Raw genomic sequence first — 14830 nt, 5'->3', positions numbered from 1 at the left:
TCATTCCCTCCTCTTTCGGCCCGCTCGTTCCAGCGCCTTGATCAGGATCTGGGCGAGCGCGGCGGAACGATCGGCGTGCTTGCGGTGACGGGTGCGTTTGGCGAAGTCGCGGGCGAGCGCCTCGTGCTCGGTGGCCGGCAGCGTCTCGCCCAGCGCGTTCCCCAGGGACCGGGCGTGGTCGGACGCCGCGGGGGTGAGCCTGTCCATCGCGAGGAGGCCGGTGTGCAGCGCGGTCAGCGCATCGTGCCGGATCGGCCGGTGCCGCAACAGCGCCGCCCACATCCGGGCGACGACCGGGATCTCCTCCGGGCGGGCACAGATGTACTCGATGATCGCGGGACGTCCGGTGGCGGGATTGCGCGCCCGCACGACGGCGAGTGCGGCGCGCAGCGACGCCCGGCGGAGCCGGGCGTTCCGGCCGGGCCGGTGTAGCCCGCCGACCTGCCTGCTGAGGTGGTTGACAACCTGCCGTCCGCCGCCCTCCCGGGAGGCCAGGCTGGCGAACAAGTCGCCGAAAGCGGCGGCGGCCACCGGGCTCAGGTCACCGGGCTGCTCGACCAGCTGCCACAGTCGGCGGGACGCCTCCGTCGGGTAGCGAGCACCCAGTTCGCCCGCGAAGGCGACGATCGCGGTGAGCCGCTCCTGGGGCGACCCGTAGGACGCCCAGCGCACGGCGGTGCGCAGGGCGATCGGCCGCAGTTCCTCGTCCAGGCACATGAACCAGAGGGTGGAGGCCGCCGCGTAACGCCCCTTCCAGCCCGCGATCCCGGACCCCCAGGGGGTGAGGTAGGACTCCATGACCTCGTCAAAGGAGGCGTGCGCCAGCAGGGCCAGCCCGGACGCTATGCGCAGCCGCCAGGCGTCCTCCAGCACCGCCTCGTGCAGCCATCTCCGCACCGGGTTCCAGAAGTCGATGCCGTATTCCTCGAACAGCTTCTCCAGGACATGGCGGCGGTATCCGTCCTCCCGGAACGCCAAGAGCTTGCGCGGCACCCCGTCGACCACGACCTGTTCGAGCCGGATCAGGTCGTGCCTGAACAGCCGCTCGGAGCGACGTTGCAAGGTCGGCGGCGCGGCCGTCGTGGCCTCGTCGGCTTGGGCGTCGTCGGCCTGCGGCTGCTGCTCTTCGATCAGCAGGGCGTGGAGCCGGGACTGCCTGTCCTCGAAGTCGCGTACGCCGATGCGGGACGCGAAGGCCAGCGTGGTGATGTCGAGGATCTGTGGCAGTGCGGGATTCTTGGCGAACCACTCCTCGACCGCGCGTCGTTCGGACTGGTCGAACACCGCCGCGACGGCGCGATCCGGCACCGCACCGTCGTTCGTCATGCGCTCGGCCACCGCGACCAGGTCGGCCATGGTGTAGGCGGCCGGCAGCGCCGCGACGACCTCGCCGATCATCTCCTCGGCGATGGCGTCGCCCATGTGGACGCGCAGCGCCCGCGCCGGTTCGGGGTGTGCCCAGCGGATCCGCCGGACGGACTCGTGCGGGCGGTGTTCCTCCTCCCAGGTGGTGATGACCAGGTACTTGCCGGTCTCCTGCACCTTGCCGCAGAGGACCTCCCACTGGTGGTCGGCCTCGCGGCCCCGTTCGGTGACGAGCCGGTCGAACACCACGTAGCCCTGGGCCTCGTCGCTCTTTCTCCTGGCCAGCCTCGCGGCCAGTTCCTTGAGCGTGGCGGTGGGAGACAGCGACACGATCGGCGCGTCCGCCGGGAGCACGTCGCGCAACAGCACGATCGCCCCCGTCCGCTTGCCGCGGCCACGCGCGCCCTCCAGGACGACCATGTGGTCCTCGACCAGTGCCTGCCGGGCCTCCGCGTACGACGCGGGTTCGGCGTACCGTTCCACCGTCGTGGAGACGACGGCCGAGTCGATGCGACCGGTCTCCGGCGCCTCACCGGTGTTCCCCCGGGTGGAGACGCCGAAGTTCGCCCCGTCCGCGGTGACCGCGTCGTGGAAGGCGTTGAGGATGAAGTTGATCGTCTGGTCCGTGGCCGGCGACTCGGACCTGTGGTCCTTGTCCTCCGAGGACGTGTGCTCCTCGGTCTCGTCTCCGCCCTCGTCCTCGAGATCCCGGTTGCCCTCGTTCCCAGGCTCGGGCTCCGCCCCGTTCTCATCGGTGTCAGGGGGTTCGTGCGTGGTCATCGCTCCCTCGCCCCGTGGTGGTGGACGATGCCGAAGTTCGCGTGGCGCGCGTCGACCCGGTCGTTGAACACGTTTTGCACAGTCGGGTTCTCGCTCCCGGCGGTGTCGGCGGTCTTCCGCCGCTTCTCCTTCGGGTCGGAGGCAGGCTCCTCCTTCGCGTCCTCGGCGTGGAGTCGGGGATCGTTGCTGACCATCCGCTGGTACAACTCCTGCAGCTCGCGGCCGACGTCCTGTCCGGTGGTGTCGGCGATGTGCCGCTGGGCCTTGAAGAAGACGTCGAAGGCCTCCTTCTGCCGTCCCACCCGGTACAGCGCGATCATCAGCAGCCCGGCCACGGTCTCGTCGCCCGGGTCGTTCTCGAACTCGGTGCTCAGGTGCGGAATGCGGTCCCGGTGCCGGCCCAGGCGCAGCGACACGTTCTCCAGTTCGATCCGGGCCTGCCTGCGTTCCTCGGCCAGGCCCCGTCGTTTGGCGTCCACACGCAGACCGGCAAGGTCGGCCATCGGTTCGCCCGAGGCGATGCGCAGCGCCTCCTCCAGCAGTTCGGCGGCCCGTTCGTCCTCGGCGTGCACGGCCTCCCGGACCAGGGTGCGGAACCGCTCGACGTCGACGGAGCCGGGCGGCGTCCGCAGCCGGTAGAGCCCGTCCCGGATCTCCAGCGCCCCGGTCAGTCCGGCCTCAGCCAGCAGCTTCCTGAGCCTGCCGACGAGCTTGTAGAAGTCCTCGCGCGCAGTGTCGGACGGGTCGTCCCATAGAACGCCGATCAACTCGTCCCGGGGAACCCAGCCGTCGGCGAGCAGCAGGACCGCCAGCAGGCAGCGCAGTTGCCGGGGTCCCGCGTCCAAGGTTCGCCCGTCACGCGTGACGTCGACCGCTCCAAAGAGCTGAAACCGCACCGCGGTGGCCGCTTCGGCGAGGCTTTCGGTCATAACTCGGTCCTTTCCGTGCCGGGGAAGTCGAATTCCCGGTGGCGTTCCCGGTCCCTGTCCCGGCTCCCCGCCCATGACGCCATAGGACGCTCCAACCGTCCGGAACAAACGGTTCTCGTAGATTGGAGCAAGGACCATGAACAACGACGGAACAACGCAGCCGGTCTTTCGGAAGAGCTCCTGGTCGGGGGCCGCCAACAACAACTGTGTGGAGGTCGCCGCCACGCCCGGCGACATTCTGATCCGCGACTCCAAGCACCCCGACGGCGGCGTCCTGCGGCTGAGCAGGTCGGCGGCCCGGGCGCTCCTGGAGGAACTGCGCACCGGATGAGTCCTCGGAGGGAGAGCGCCCCGGTCCCCTCCCGCCGGGGCGCTCTCCCACGCTTGCGACGGACATCAGCAGCGGGCCGCCAATCCGGCGATGAACTCCACCGATTCGCCGGGGTCGAGCGCGCCCGCCAGCGCCCGGCCGAACGCCTCTCGGTAGAGTGCGATTTTCTCCGCGCAGCGGATGAACTGCTCGCGGTCGAGCAATTCCGTCTGCACCATCGGCCGGTCCGCCGTGAACTCGAACAGATGGAAGGTGAAACTCGTGGCCCGGTGCGGTCCGGCGTTCAGCGGGCGCACCCGCAGGGTCAGCTCGGGTTCTTGCGCCACCGCGATCAGCCGCTCGTACTGCGCGCGCATCACCGCCGGGCCGCCGACGGGACGGCGCAGTGCCGCCTCGTCGAGCACGACCGTCACCTGCGGCCGAGGGCGGCGCTCGAGCGCCTTGCGGCGGGCCTGCCGCAACTCCACCAGCCGCTCGACCCGGTCGAGCGGCTGGTCGGACATGGTGCTGATCAGCTCCCAGGCGTAGTCACGGGTCTGCAGCAGACCCGGGATGAGGCCAGCCTGGTGACTGGACAGCCGGTCGGCGCCCTCCTCCAGGACAAGCAGCGTTTCAAAGGCGTCGTCGACCAGGTCGGAGTACGGTGCCCACCAGCCCGAGGTGCCCTCCAGCAGTTCGAGCACCCTCGCGTCGTCCTCGTCGCCGGCCCCGTAGACGGCGAGCAACTCCTTGACGTCGGCCCGGCGGATGGTCGCCAGGCCGGCCTCCAGGCTGCCGAGACGTTGAGCCGTCCAGCCGAGGACGGCCGCGGCCTCGTCCAAGTCGAGTGCGGCCCGCCGCCGCAGGGCGTGCAGGGCGTGACCGAGTCGTCGGCGGCGGTCGTGAGTGCTTGGGGGGCGTTGCGGCATGCCGTCCCTTCGGATGGATCCCAGGGGTCTGTGATCAAGGTGATTTGCTATCTGCATTTTGCAGTATGACGATCGCGGACAACCCCCCGCAACCTGGACGGGTCACCTCACCTGACATGACGTCCCCGCCGAGACGGCCAGATCGCCCGTTTCACCTGTACGGCCAGGCCCGGGAGCAGGCAGGCCAGCGCCAGCAGCAGGCAGCCCATCGCGGCCCGACCCAGCCCGCCGATCATGCACAGCGTGCCCGTCAGCACCAGCAGGCGCTCCACGACCTCCAGCACGCTCCGGGAGCTTCCGACTCCCCGCTCCGAGGGGTAAGGCAAGTGTTGCCGTGTGGACATGTACGCTCCATCCCCCGCGGCCACGTACCCCGGCTCGAGGTCGGGGCGGGCCGGCGCGTTACACTACGAAAATTGCTACTTGCAAGGAGTGGAATGGCACGAGGTAGAAGCCCGGTGATGCAGCGCCGCAGGCTCGCCGCCGAGCTGCACCGGCTGCGCAGCCGGTCCGGCAAGACCCTCGAAGAGGTCGCGGCCTACCTGGAGTGCTCCCCCGCCAAGGTCAGCCGGATCGAGAACAACCAGGTGGCCGTGCGGATCCAGGACGCCCGCGAACTCCTCGACCTGTACGGGGTGACCGGGGACCGACGCGAGGAACTGCTCCAGATGGTCCGCGAGGCCCGGGTCAAGGGCTGGTGGTCCGGCTATGCCGACCTGCTGGACGAGGCCACCGAGACCCTGCTCAGCCTGGAGGAGGAGGCGGCTGCGATCCGGATCTACGCGAGCGCTGTGGTGCCGAGCCTGCTCCAGACCGCTGAATACGCCCAGTCGTATCTACGGGCCTGGGCCGATCTCCCCTTGAACGTCATCCGCCGGCGGGTCGACCTGTGCATGGAGCGTCAGCGCATCCTCCACCGGCCGGACCCACCCGAGCTCACCGTGGTCCTCGACGAGGCCGCCCTGCGCCGCCCCATCGACTCCCCAGGGGTGATGCGGGCCCAGCTCGACAGGCTGGTCGCCGACTCCGCCCGGCCGTCGGTGACCCTGCTGGTCCTGCCGTTCGCCGCCGGCCCTCACCAGGCGATGGGGTTCCCGTTCCGGGTCTTCGAGTTCGCCGGCGAAGATCCCAAGGTCGCCTATGCGGAGGTGCTGGATCGGGGCCATCCGATCGAGTCGGCCGAGGAGGTCGGCCGCTACAGCGCCGCCTTCGAGCAGGTCCGGGCCCGCTCCCTCACTCCTCATGAGTCCCGTCGCTTCCTCAAAGAACTCCTGGACAGCATGTGATCGACCACCGCTCCACCCCTTCGTCCCACTGTGTGCGATGCGGTGTCCACACTGCCGACGAAGACCGGGCTCCCGACCGGGTGCCGAACCGGGATTCGAGCTCACAAAGCGTCGACACGAGAACCACTGCCGAGCCTGGAGCCATGCCGACCATAAGCCCGGTTTTCCTCATGCGGTTGCGCTAGACGGCGGGCGGGAACGGGAGTGCGTCGGTCACGGTGATGGGCCCGGGGATCTGACTCGTACGCTCCCGCCGTCACGAACCCCATGGATGGGTGGTCGTATTCGCTTATTGTTCGGTCGGCACGGGGGCATGGAGGACGATACCGGTGCGGACGGGGTGGCGCTTTTCAGACTTGGGCCGCATGGGGCTTTTGGGAGGTCTGTAGGGTGCGAGTTCGAGCCTCAGGTGACTCACCGCCATGACCGGGCGAGGTGCCGGTGTCGGCGCTCGCCCGGTCATTGCGGATTTTGGTTGCGGTCACCCTGGTTAATCGGGTCCAGAAGACGCCTCCCATGTGACTCGCAGCGGCCTTCGTGAAATCCGTCCGTGAGCGGCGTATATCGGCTGGGAGACATTCTTCCGCCCGGTGGGTCAGGTCGTTGTGCAGGGGGTGTTGTTGAGGGTGAACGTGGTGGGTTCGGCGGGGTTGCCGTCGTGGGTGGCCTGGAAGCCGATGACGGTGGATCCGCCCGGGGGGATGGCGGCGTTGTGGCCGAGGTCGGCGGCGGTGATGGTGCCGTCGGCGGGCGGGTAGGCGGCGTTCCAGCCGGAGGTGATGGTCTGCCCGCCGGGCAGGGCGAAGGACAGCCTCCAGCCGTTGATCGTCGTGCGGCCGGTGTTGGTGATCGTGATCGATGCGGTGAGGCCGGTGTTCCAGGCGTTCGTCGTGTACGTCACCCGGCACGGGGATCCCGGGGGCGGGGTGGGCGGCGGGGTGGTCGGGCCGCCGGTGGGGATGGTCCAGGGGATGGCGGCCGGGCTGGGCGGATAGGGGTTGTCGTCGAAGGTGCGGGTGACCGGCAGCCCCCTGAGGTGCTTGTCGGAGAAGTCCATGATCGCGTTGTAGTCGTTCATGTCGATCTGGTGGCCGCCGGGGCGGTAGGCGACGCCGATCCGGTCTGCGGCGCCGAGGTACTCGTAGACCGCCTTGGCGGCGCGATAGGTCAGGCTCGCGCCCTGGGGGTTGGTCCGGATGTCCGAGCCCTCGGTGCCGTTGGTGGCCAGCAGCGGCCGGGGCGCCACCAGCGCGGCCAGCGAGTGCTGGTCGAACGGCAGCCGGGTCGCCTGCCCGCGGAACGGGGCGAACCGCGGGGTGAACCAATAGGGGAAGGCGTTGACGATGTCGTCGAGGGTCTCGTTGTTGCCGCCGCCGGCGAAGAAGAAGCGGTAGTTGCCCATCCCCGCGGTCCCCGACGATCCGGGGAAGGTCGCCGCGATCCGCTCGTCGAACGCCCCCGCGACCAGGGCCGCCTTGCCGTACCGGGAGTATCCCGACACCCCGACCCTGCCGGTGTCGATCTGCGGCACCGCCCGCAGGGCGTCGAGCGTGCGGTGCACGCCCCACGCCCACGCCATCAGCACACCGGTGTCCACGTTGGAGCCGTACAGCTCCCAGAACGCGCCGGTCTTGGCCGAGCCGTCGGCGGCGATGCCGTTGGGGTCGATGCTGATCTGGGCGTACCCCCGCGCGGTGACGCCGGCCGCCAGCGGGTTCAGCAGGATGAGGGCCGGGAACGGGCCGTTGCCGCTGGGCAGGCCGAGGGTGGCGTTGAACGAGGCGGTCCGGCCGTTGGCCTGGACGGTCACCGTCAGCGTGTTGCCGTTGCGGGTGCCGGTGACGCCGGCGGGCGCGGGCGGCAGATGCCCGTACTGGTAGTGCTGCAGCAGTTCGGCGAGCTGTGCCCGGCGGCAGTCCCACTCGGCCGGGCTGGTCATCCTGGTGCCGTCGTAGTGGGTGAACGGGTCGGGCAGTTCGCTGACCGGGCGCAGCGCCCCGGCCTCGGGCAGCGGTGAGGGCAGGGCCGAACAGGCGGCGGCCGTGCCCGCGGCAGGCGAGCCCGCGGCGGCGAGGGAGCCGGCGGCGAGGGCGACCGCGACCACGGGGGCCAGGGTCCACTGCCCGAACCGGCGGACCGAGGTTCTCATCGGAGCTCCTTCGACGGCGAGTGGCGGTCGTTTCCGGGTGGTCGGCGGGAGTCGCCGGACACGGCCCGCCCCACGGCGGGGTGACACCGTCGCACCCTCCAGGGACGTTCGACTCTCGACAAATCGAAAATTTTCGGAGCGAAATCTTTCGCTTTCGGCAGCCCAGATCAGCGATCGATGCAGGCCGTGCAGCCATTGGATCCTGATCTTTGTCGTACGGAAAAAGAGTGTGACCAGGCGCCGTCCGGCACGCAAGAACGGAGCCCGGCGCAGACACCCATACCATCGATTACCTGGCAGAACATGCCATGAAAGCATCTCTTCCTTTCACTGCGATCACCTCAGGGGCCGCGAATTCCCGAGGAGCGAGCGACAGTCCGGGAGGCCATAAACGCCGTTACTGGACGGGGAAGACGGCATTGACCGCGCAATCGGGACGACTTACGCTGCCCCCGACAACCGCCGGAACGTTTCGAAATCTTTCGAGATCGCGGTGCCGGGCCGGACGGAGCCGATCGGAGGTCCTGTGATGACACGCCGCATTTCCGCGTCCGTGTTCGCGGCGGACGACCGTCACGGGACGACAGGCTCCCCGAACGCCCGATCGGTCGCCGCCGCGGTGTTGACGGCGATGGTCATCGTCGCGTCATCCGCGCTCGGGCTCCTCGGCACCGAAAGCGCCTCGGGTGACGGCGGCGGAGGTTCGGCGGGCACGCCCGGCCATTGGGTGAACACCTGGACGTCCATGCCGCAGCTGACCGAGCCCCACAACATGCCGCCCGCGCCGTTCACGCAGGACGGCCTGGTCATGGCCGACAGCACCCTGCGGCAGACCGTCCGGGTGTCGGTCGGCGGGCGGCACGTGCGGCTGCGGTTCTCCAACGCGTTCGGCGGCGCGGCGCTGCCCATCACCAAGGCGTCGGTGGCGCTGCCGCTCGGCGGCGCGGCCGGCGTCGGCGCGATCAGGGCGGGGACCTCCCGGCCGGTGACCTTCAACGGCCGTCCGTCCGTGGTCGTCCCGGTCGGGGCGCAGATGGTCTCCGATCCGCTGGGCTTCGACCTGGCGGCCGGGTCCAACCTCACCGTGACGATCTACCTGGCGGACGGCCAGGCATCCAACGACATCACCTCGCACCCCGGCTCCCGGACCACCTCGTACCTGCTGGCAGGTGACCATGTCGGGGCCGGGGACCTCCCCGGGGCGACGCCCACCGACCACTGGTACTTCCTCAGCGGCGTCGAGGTGTGGTCCAGGCGCGGCACCGCGGCGGTCGCCGTGCTGGGCGACTCGCTGACCGACGGCCGCGGCTCCACCACCAACGGCAACGACCGCTGGCCCGACCGGCTGTTCGATCGGCTGCGCTCCAGCCCGGCCACCGCGAACGTCGCGGTCCTGAACCAGGCGGCCGGCGGCAACCGGGTGCTCAACGACGGCCTGGGCCCGAACGTCCTGGCCAGGCTGGACCGTGACGTGCTGGCACAGAGCGGGGTGGCGTGGCTGATCGTCTTCGAGGGCGTCAACGACATCGGCACGGCCGAGGCGACGCCGACCGCCCAGCGGAAGGTCGCGGCCGATCTCATCGCCGCCTACGAGCAGATCATCGTACGGGCCCACGCCCAGGGCATCCGGGTGTACGGGGCGACGCTGACGCCCTTCGGCGGCAACGCCATGTACGACGACCCGCAGGGACACCGGGAGACGGCCCGCCAGACGGTCAACCGGTGGATCCGCACCGCCGGCCGGTTCGACGGCGTGGTCGACTTCGACGCCGCGACGCGGGACCCGGCCGACCCCCGGCGGCTCCTGGCCGCCTTCGACACCGGCGACCACCTGCACCTGAACCCGGCGGGCTACAAGGCGATGGCCGACGCCGTACCGACCGGGCTGTTCCATCACCGCCCGCTCCCCCAGGGCATCGGCTTCAACTGACCGGACGCCCTCCCCACACCGAACGGCGGAACAGGACATGAGCGGCATCCGGGAGTTCCGCCGAGCGGACGGTGCCGTGGCCGTTGCGATTTCCCGTGACGCGGTTTCCTTCGCGCATGCGTCCGGCCCGGAACGCGGGGTTCCGGGCCGGAGGCGAGGTCAGCGGATCAGGATGCGGGCCGGGTCCACAGGTCGCACTTGTGGTCCTGGGGGAAGGTGGTGCTCGGGGCGATCGCGCCGGGGGCGAGGATCTGGACCTTCGGGAAGAGGTTCCAGCGCGGGGCGTTCGCGGCGTACGGGACGCCGGTCCTGGCGAAGTTGGTCCAGTAGCCGAGCATCTGGTCCGACAGGGCGTTCTGGGCGGGGGTGCCCGAGACGTTGCCGAAGACGTACCGGATCTCCGAGCCGTGCGGGGCGCCGAGCGGGAAGCTGATCGGCATGTTCAGGTAGTCCATGGCGTTCCGGTCGGCGAACTCGTACTGGTACGACCGGGTGTGCCCGGCGGCCAGGCTCGCGGTCCGCGACTGCAGGCAGGAGAACTGGGAGTCGGTGAAGATCGCGCCCAGCGCCTCCGCGGGCGTGCCGTAGTCCGACAGCGGGTAGCGGGCCAGGATCTCGTCGGTCCGTTCGCCGTAGATCGCGCGGACCGCCGCCGGGTAGCCCTCCGCGGTGAGCCGCCTGCCCGCCAGGTCGTAGGTGGAGGCCACGGTCAGCCGTCCCTCGTCGGCGGTGGTGCCCTGCATGAAGGGGACCCGGTGGAACCGGCCGCTCTCCAGCGCGTCCGTCACCTGCAGCGGGATCACCTTGCCGTCGACGATCGGCGTCCAGCGGGCGGCCGGGCTCGCCGAGGCGGTCAGCAGTTCCTCAGCGGACCTGCCGCGCAGGCAGGCCACGTCCGCGCAGCCCAGGGAGTTCGCCCAGGCCGTGCCGCTGCGCTGCTGCTCGGCCTGGGTGGGCAGGGTGAACCCGCAGCCCGACTGGGCGATGGCCCGGTCGAACAGCCCGAGCGCGCGGGGCGAGACCAGGTTGTGGCAGACGCTGCCGCCCCCGGCCGACTCGCCGAAGATCGTCACGTTGTCGGGGTCGCCGCCGAACGCGGCGATGTTCTCCTGCACCCAGCGCAGGGCCGCCTGCTGGTCGAGCAGCCCGTAGTTGCCCGACAGCCCGTGCGACGACTCCCCGGCCAGATCCGGGTGGGCGAAGTAGCCGAACGCCCCGAGCCGGTAGTTGAAGTTGACGACGACCACGTCCCCCTTGGACGCCAGGCTGCCGCCGTCATAGAACGTCCCGGAGCCGATGGTGAACCCGCCGCCGTGGATCCACACCATCACCGGCCGCTTGTGCAGGGACCGTTGCGCGGGCGTGTAGACGTTCAGGTAGAGGCAGTCCTCGCTGGGCGTGCCGGGCCCCGCCAGGTTGCCCCAGGGGGTGGGCGAGGGGCGCTGCATGCAGGGGTTGCCCGGCCGGGTGGCGTCCCGTACGCCCGACCAGCGCGCGGGCGGGGACGGCGGCTTCCAGCGCAGCGACCCGACCGGCGGCGCGGCGTAGGGGACGCCGAGGTAGGAGTTCGCGGTCTCCCCCGCCTTCCCCTGGACCTGTCCGTAACGGGTCGTGACGGTCGGTCCCTCGTCCGCCGTCGCGGGAACGGCGGTCAGCCCGCCGGCCGACAGCAGGAGCACGCCCGACAGCACCCCCGCCCGTCGCATCCATGACGATCGCCGGCGGATCCCCGCCAGGCGTCCGGTGAGCAGTCCCGACATCGGCACCTCCATACCGAAAGGCGGTGGCAGTGGCCCCAGCAGCCTGACAAGCGGGCCGCCGCCCGGCATCGCGTGAATCACCGGCCATCCACCATCCGGAAGTGCCCCGCCCGCCCCCGGGGACCGGCCTGTCAAAGGGGTTGCCGCAGGAGCGCCACGGCGCGGACGGTGATGTAGCCGCGCCATTCCAGGGCCGCCGCCGGGGAGAAAGTGGCGTACTCGACGGTCCAGCCGCCGTCCTCGCGCTGCTCGGCGGCCAGGCGCTGCAGTTCGGCGTCGATCACCGCGGGGTCGAAGAGGGCTCGGGCCGGGCCGGGGAACGGGGCGAAGTCCAGGGGGCGCAGGACCTCGTTCTCAGTGCCGCCCGCGACGTGGACGACGCCGTCCGGCGGGAGGTGGCGGGCCAGATGGCGGAGCAGGCCGGCGGTTTCGGGGTGCGTGTCGTGGACGGCGTCGAGGAACTGGATCGCGAACGACAGGACCAGGGCGTGCGGGGTCGTGTCGATCGCCTTTATGGCGTCCAGGCAGTAGCGGGTGGCCCGTTCGAGCCAGGGGTGCGCGGCGATCTCGGGATGGTGGGCGGCGGCTCGGTGGGCCGTGCCCGCGACGGCGGCGGTGATCTGCAGCGACGACGTGGTGTGGTCGGCGCCGGTCCACCAGGGTGCGCAGCCGGCGGGATCGGTCACGGGCAGCGCGAACGGCAGGCCGCCGTCCGGCAGCGACACCGACTCCAGCCAGTCGCACAGCGCCCGTACGTGGGGGGTGTGCACCGGCCCCGCCTCGGCGAAGACCTCCATCGCGTGCAACGCCCCGCCCGGCTGGCTCTCGGGGGAACGCAGGTCGGGCTCCAGGCCCCAGCCGTAGCCGCCGTCAGGGTTGCGGTAGCCGTCCAGCGCGGCGAGCATCGCCTCGGGGTCGCCGGGTCCGGTGAGCAGTGCGAAGCGACGCCGGTCGAGTTGCCGGGCGTGCGAGGCCATGAAGCGCGCGGCGGCCGTCAGATCCACCTGAAGTGTCGAGGTCATGCCCCCAGCCCATCACCCGTGCCGCGGCCCCGTCTTGTACGGAACGGCCATCGGAGGAGGGACCTACGCTCCCTCGGCGCGGGCGGCGGAGCCGTTCAGAACCCGATGGGTCATCGCGAAGGCGAGCAGGGCGAGCCCCGCGAAGGCGATCAGGCCGACGACGCCGCCGACCAGGCGGGCGTGGAAGTCGGTGCGGTCGCTCATCGGCATCCAGGAGAACGCGCCGAACAGGCCGCCGGCCACCGACACGGCCGCCCCGGCGGCCAGCACGCCCAGGCGGGACCGGGCGGACAGGCCCGGCGGCACGGGATCGGCGGGCACCGCACGGCGACGCAGCCACCACACCGTCCAGGCGGCGATGACCAGGGCCCCGACCAGGCCGCTGGCGTACTGGGCGACCCGGTAACCCGGCAGGCCGAACGCCAGCGGTTCGGCCAGGAACGGCAGCCGGCGGACCCCGGCGGCGCCCTCATGGGTGAAGGCGTCCCAGGCCACATGCGTGAACGCCCCCAGGCAGGCCGACACCACCACCCAGCCGAGGTCCCCCATGCCGCGTTCGTCGAACGCACGCGCCGGGGCCGCCAGGCGGGCGCGCAGCCAGGCCGGGCACAGCGCCAGCAGCGGCCATTTCAACAGCCTGTGGAAAACGACGAGCAGCAGCAGCGCCATGCCCAGGTCGACGGTGGGGACCCCGACGAGCCGGTGCGTCAGCAGCCGCTGGTCGGCCATCCCCACGAAGTACGGCAGGTCGGGCGCCATCGCCCCCACGACCAGGGCCGAGGGCACCAGCGGGCCGCGCGCCAGGGGCAGCACGATCGCCGGATGGCTCAACGTGAACGGCATGATCTCCCATCCGGTCCGTTCAGCCGCCCGGCGTCGGGGTCGGGGTCAAGGCCGGGGTCGGCCCGGCCGGTCGCCGGACGCGCAGGTCGCGGAGGATGCGGTCGATGTCGGCCCGCACGACCGGGCGCGCCACCGCGCGCGCCCCGGCCCGCACGGTGTGCCGGCGCGGCGTGTAGGAGGGCGGGATGTAGTAGTCGGCGCGACAGGACGCCGTCGCGCTGCCGTTCGGCCGCATGGTCCGGGTGATCCGGCAGGTGCGGACGGGACGGCCGTCGAGGGTCATCGTGATGGTGATCGCGGCGTGGACCGGCCGGTCCGCGCCCGGGGACGGGCCGCCGTCGGGGAGGCTGTTGCTGATCCTCACATGCGCGGTGCAGCCGTTGACGTTACAGGGCGACAGCCGGATCGACCCGTCCAGCGAGAACCGCACCTGGGAGTCCACGGAGTCCTTCAGCTCCCGGACCTTGCCCTGCAGGTCCCCGTACAGCCGCCCGACCTCCTGCTCGGCGAGGCCGGACAGGTCGACCTGGAACTCCGCGTCCCCGGCCGGCGCGCCGCCCCGCACCGCCGCGGGCTGCACGGTCCCCGGGTCGTCCGGCCGCGGCGGAACGGTCGGGATCCGGGGGACCATGGGCGGCCGCCGGAGCCCGCCGCCGGTGAACCCCCTGGTCTCGATCCGGAGGATCCGCCGGGGGTCGGACGCCGCGAGGTAGACGTTCCACCGGGCGGTGGTCACCCGTTTGGCGGGCGTGCCGTTGAGGGCGGTGGTCTCGACGGTCACGTCCGTGGACGCGGCCTCCCGGCCGACCGCCCGGCCCAGCTCGGCGGGGGCGAGGACCGCCCGGACGTCGAGGCCGAACTCCTCCGGCGGGACCTTGACCCAATGCCCGGCGTACTCCTCCAGCAGTTCACCCGACACCCCGGCGGACCGCCAGAACTCCTCGTCCCCCTCGAAGAACGTCTGGCCGTCGACGGCCAGCAGCCGCAGTTCGTCGCCGTCCACGGTCATCGTGCCGTGCGCCGCGCCCTGGTTGGTGACCTGGAGGTCGATCCGGGCCTGCCCGCCGCTCCCGTTCCCGACCGTGCCCCGGTAGCGGGTCGCCGCGGCCCCCGCCAGCGCCGTCGCGGCCCGCCGCAGCTCCGCCGCCGCGGCCTCGCCCGGATCCCCGGCACGGCCGAGCCGCCCGTCCCCGCCGGACAGCCCCGCCACGACCACGGTCGCCAGCACGACCAGAACGAGCACTCCGGCCGCCACGCCCCCGGCGGCCCTCCCCCGCGACCTGCGTCCGCCGGCTCCCGGCGGCGGGCCCGGCATCGGAGGCCCCCACTGGGGCGGCCCGCTCGGCGGCGGATGCCCCGCCCAGCCCGTGCCGGGCGGCGGCGTGAACGGCTGGGCCGGTGGGATCGACTCCGGCCCGCGGTCGTACTCGTTCTCCACCGGGCCTCCCTCCGGAACGATCAGCCACCCACCCCCATGAAACAGCCGGGCTACGACGATCCGCCCGAGCGGCCCGATTCGGACGCACT

Annotated in this window: 13 protein-coding genes; 3 read left to right on the top strand and 10 right to left on the bottom strand. The window is 71.5% G+C overall.

The features are described from left to right. Together HNR21_RS09290 and HNR21_RS09285 are read right to left on the bottom strand one after the other, a co-directional pair. On the bottom strand, positions 1–2145 hold the full coding sequence (locus tag HNR21_RS09290) for a hypothetical protein (protein WP_182704880.1): 2145 nt from the start codon (positions 2143–2145) through the stop codon (positions 1–3). Then, positions 2142–2990, bottom strand: coding sequence for an AfsR/SARP family transcriptional regulator (locus HNR21_RS09285; RefSeq protein WP_182704879.1), 849 nt, complete (start codon positions 2988–2990; stop codon positions 2142–2144). Before HNR21_RS09285 ends, HNR21_RS09290 begins: the two co-directional genes overlap by 4 nt. A gap of 220 nt (positions 2991–3210) precedes the next feature. Here HNR21_RS09285 and HNR21_RS09280 point away from each other — a divergent pair, with 220 nt between their 5' ends. Continuing rightward, the gene (locus HNR21_RS09280; RefSeq protein WP_182704878.1) at positions 3211–3405 is read left to right on the top strand and encodes a DUF397 domain-containing protein; all 195 of its coding nucleotides are present in this window, start codon (positions 3211–3213) and stop codon (positions 3403–3405) included. 65 nt (positions 3406–3470) lie between these two features. Here HNR21_RS09280 and HNR21_RS09275 read toward each other — a convergent pair whose 3' ends face one another. Together HNR21_RS09275 and HNR21_RS09270 are read right to left on the bottom strand one after the other, a co-directional pair. Then, positions 3471–4313 (bottom strand): DUF5753 domain-containing protein, encoded by an 843-nt coding sequence (locus HNR21_RS09275; RefSeq protein WP_182704877.1) that lies wholly within the window; start codon positions 4311–4313, stop codon positions 3471–3473. Between the two features lie 107 nt (positions 4314–4420). After that, positions 4421–4597, bottom strand: a complete 177-nt coding sequence (locus HNR21_RS09270) for a hypothetical protein (RefSeq protein ID WP_182704876.1) — start codon at positions 4595–4597, stop codon at positions 4421–4423. 153 nt (positions 4598–4750) lie between these two features. On the opposite strand from HNR21_RS09270, the gene HNR21_RS09265 reads away from it, so the two are divergent. After that, positions 4751–5599: a helix-turn-helix domain-containing protein gene (locus HNR21_RS09265; RefSeq protein ID WP_182704875.1), complete on the top strand. Its 849-nt coding sequence runs from the start codon at positions 4751–4753 to the stop codon at positions 5597–5599. Between the two features lie 595 nt (positions 5600–6194). Here the strand turns inward: HNR21_RS09265 and HNR21_RS35115 are convergent. Together HNR21_RS35115 and HNR21_RS35110 are read right to left on the bottom strand one after the other, a co-directional pair. Continuing rightward, entirely contained in the window at positions 6195–7748 is a 1554-nt protein-coding gene (locus HNR21_RS35115) for a glucuronyl esterase domain-containing protein (RefSeq protein ID WP_246442048.1), read from the bottom strand. A gap of 573 nt (positions 7749–8321) precedes the next feature. Further along, positions 8322–8495, bottom strand: a complete 174-nt coding sequence (locus HNR21_RS35110; RefSeq protein WP_246442046.1) for a hypothetical protein — start codon at positions 8493–8495, stop codon at positions 8322–8324. Here HNR21_RS35110 and HNR21_RS09255 point away from each other — a divergent pair. Beyond that, entirely contained in the window at positions 8494–9678 is a 1185-nt protein-coding gene (locus tag HNR21_RS09255; RefSeq protein ID WP_246442043.1) for an SGNH/GDSL hydrolase family protein, read from the top strand. The two genes, HNR21_RS35110 and HNR21_RS09255, sit on opposite strands and share 2 nt — an antisense overlap. A gap of 167 nt (positions 9679–9845) precedes the next feature. On the opposite strand, the gene HNR21_RS09250 is transcribed toward HNR21_RS09255, so the two are convergent. The 4 genes from HNR21_RS09250 to HNR21_RS09235 form a co-directional block, all read right to left on the bottom strand. Beyond that, positions 9846–11438 (bottom strand): carboxylesterase/lipase family protein, encoded by a 1593-nt coding sequence (locus tag HNR21_RS09250; RefSeq protein ID WP_182704874.1) that lies wholly within the window; start codon positions 11436–11438, stop codon positions 9846–9848. A gap of 131 nt (positions 11439–11569) precedes the next feature. Beyond that, on the bottom strand, positions 11570–12460 hold the full coding sequence (locus HNR21_RS09245; protein WP_182704873.1) for a prenyltransferase/squalene oxidase repeat-containing protein: 891 nt from the start codon (positions 12458–12460) through the stop codon (positions 11570–11572). A 63-nt stretch (positions 12461–12523) separates the two neighbouring features. Continuing rightward, a complete protein-coding gene (locus HNR21_RS09240) occupies positions 12524–13303 on the bottom strand; it encodes a DUF4184 family protein (protein ID WP_182704872.1) in 780 nt (259 codons plus the stop codon). A 19-nt stretch (positions 13304–13322) separates the two neighbouring features. Then, positions 13323–14741, bottom strand: coding sequence for a hypothetical protein (locus tag HNR21_RS09235; RefSeq protein ID WP_182704871.1), 1419 nt, complete (start codon positions 14739–14741; stop codon positions 13323–13325). Between the last annotated feature and the right edge of the window lie 89 nt (positions 14742–14830).

It is taken from the genome of Thermomonospora cellulosilytica, from assembly GCF_014138835.1.
GTDB classification, from domain to species: Bacteria; Actinomycetota; Actinomycetes; order Streptosporangiales; family Streptosporangiaceae; genus Thermomonospora; species Thermomonospora amylolytica.
Note: the sequence above shows the minus strand (reverse complement) of the source record. Positions and strands in the feature narration are given on the sequence as shown.

Coding starts and splice junctions, on each gene's coding strand:
- HNR21_RS09275 (WP_182704877.1), bottom strand. CDS start 4,313: ATGCCGCAACGCCCCCCAAGCACTCACGACCGCCGCCGACGACTCGGT.
- HNR21_RS35110 (WP_246442046.1), bottom strand. CDS start 8,495: ATGGACGTCCAGGTGTTCACCCAATGGCCGGGCGTGCCCGCCGAACCT.
- HNR21_RS09290 (WP_182704880.1), bottom strand. CDS start 2,145: ATGACCACGCACGAACCCCCTGACACCGATGAGAACGGGGCGGAGCCC.
- HNR21_RS09255 (WP_246442043.1), top strand. CDS start 8,494: ATGCCGCAGCTGACCGAGCCCCACAACATGCCGCCCGCGCCGTTCACG.
- HNR21_RS09265 (WP_182704875.1), top strand. CDS start 4,751: ATGGCACGAGGTAGAAGCCCGGTGATGCAGCGCCGCAGGCTCGCCGCC.
- HNR21_RS09240 (WP_182704872.1), bottom strand. CDS start 13,303: ATGCCGTTCACGTTGAGCCATCCGGCGATCGTGCTGCCCCTGGCGCGC.
- HNR21_RS35115 (WP_246442048.1), bottom strand. CDS start 7,748: ATGAGAACCTCGGTCCGCCGGTTCGGGCAGTGGACCCTGGCCCCCGTG.
- HNR21_RS09280 (WP_182704878.1), top strand. CDS start 3,211: ATGAACAACGACGGAACAACGCAGCCGGTCTTTCGGAAGAGCTCCTGG.
- HNR21_RS09250 (WP_182704874.1), bottom strand. CDS start 11,438: ATGTCGGGACTGCTCACCGGACGCCTGGCGGGGATCCGCCGGCGATCG.
- HNR21_RS09245 (WP_182704873.1), bottom strand. CDS start 12,460: ATGACCTCGACACTTCAGGTGGATCTGACGGCCGCCGCGCGCTTCATG.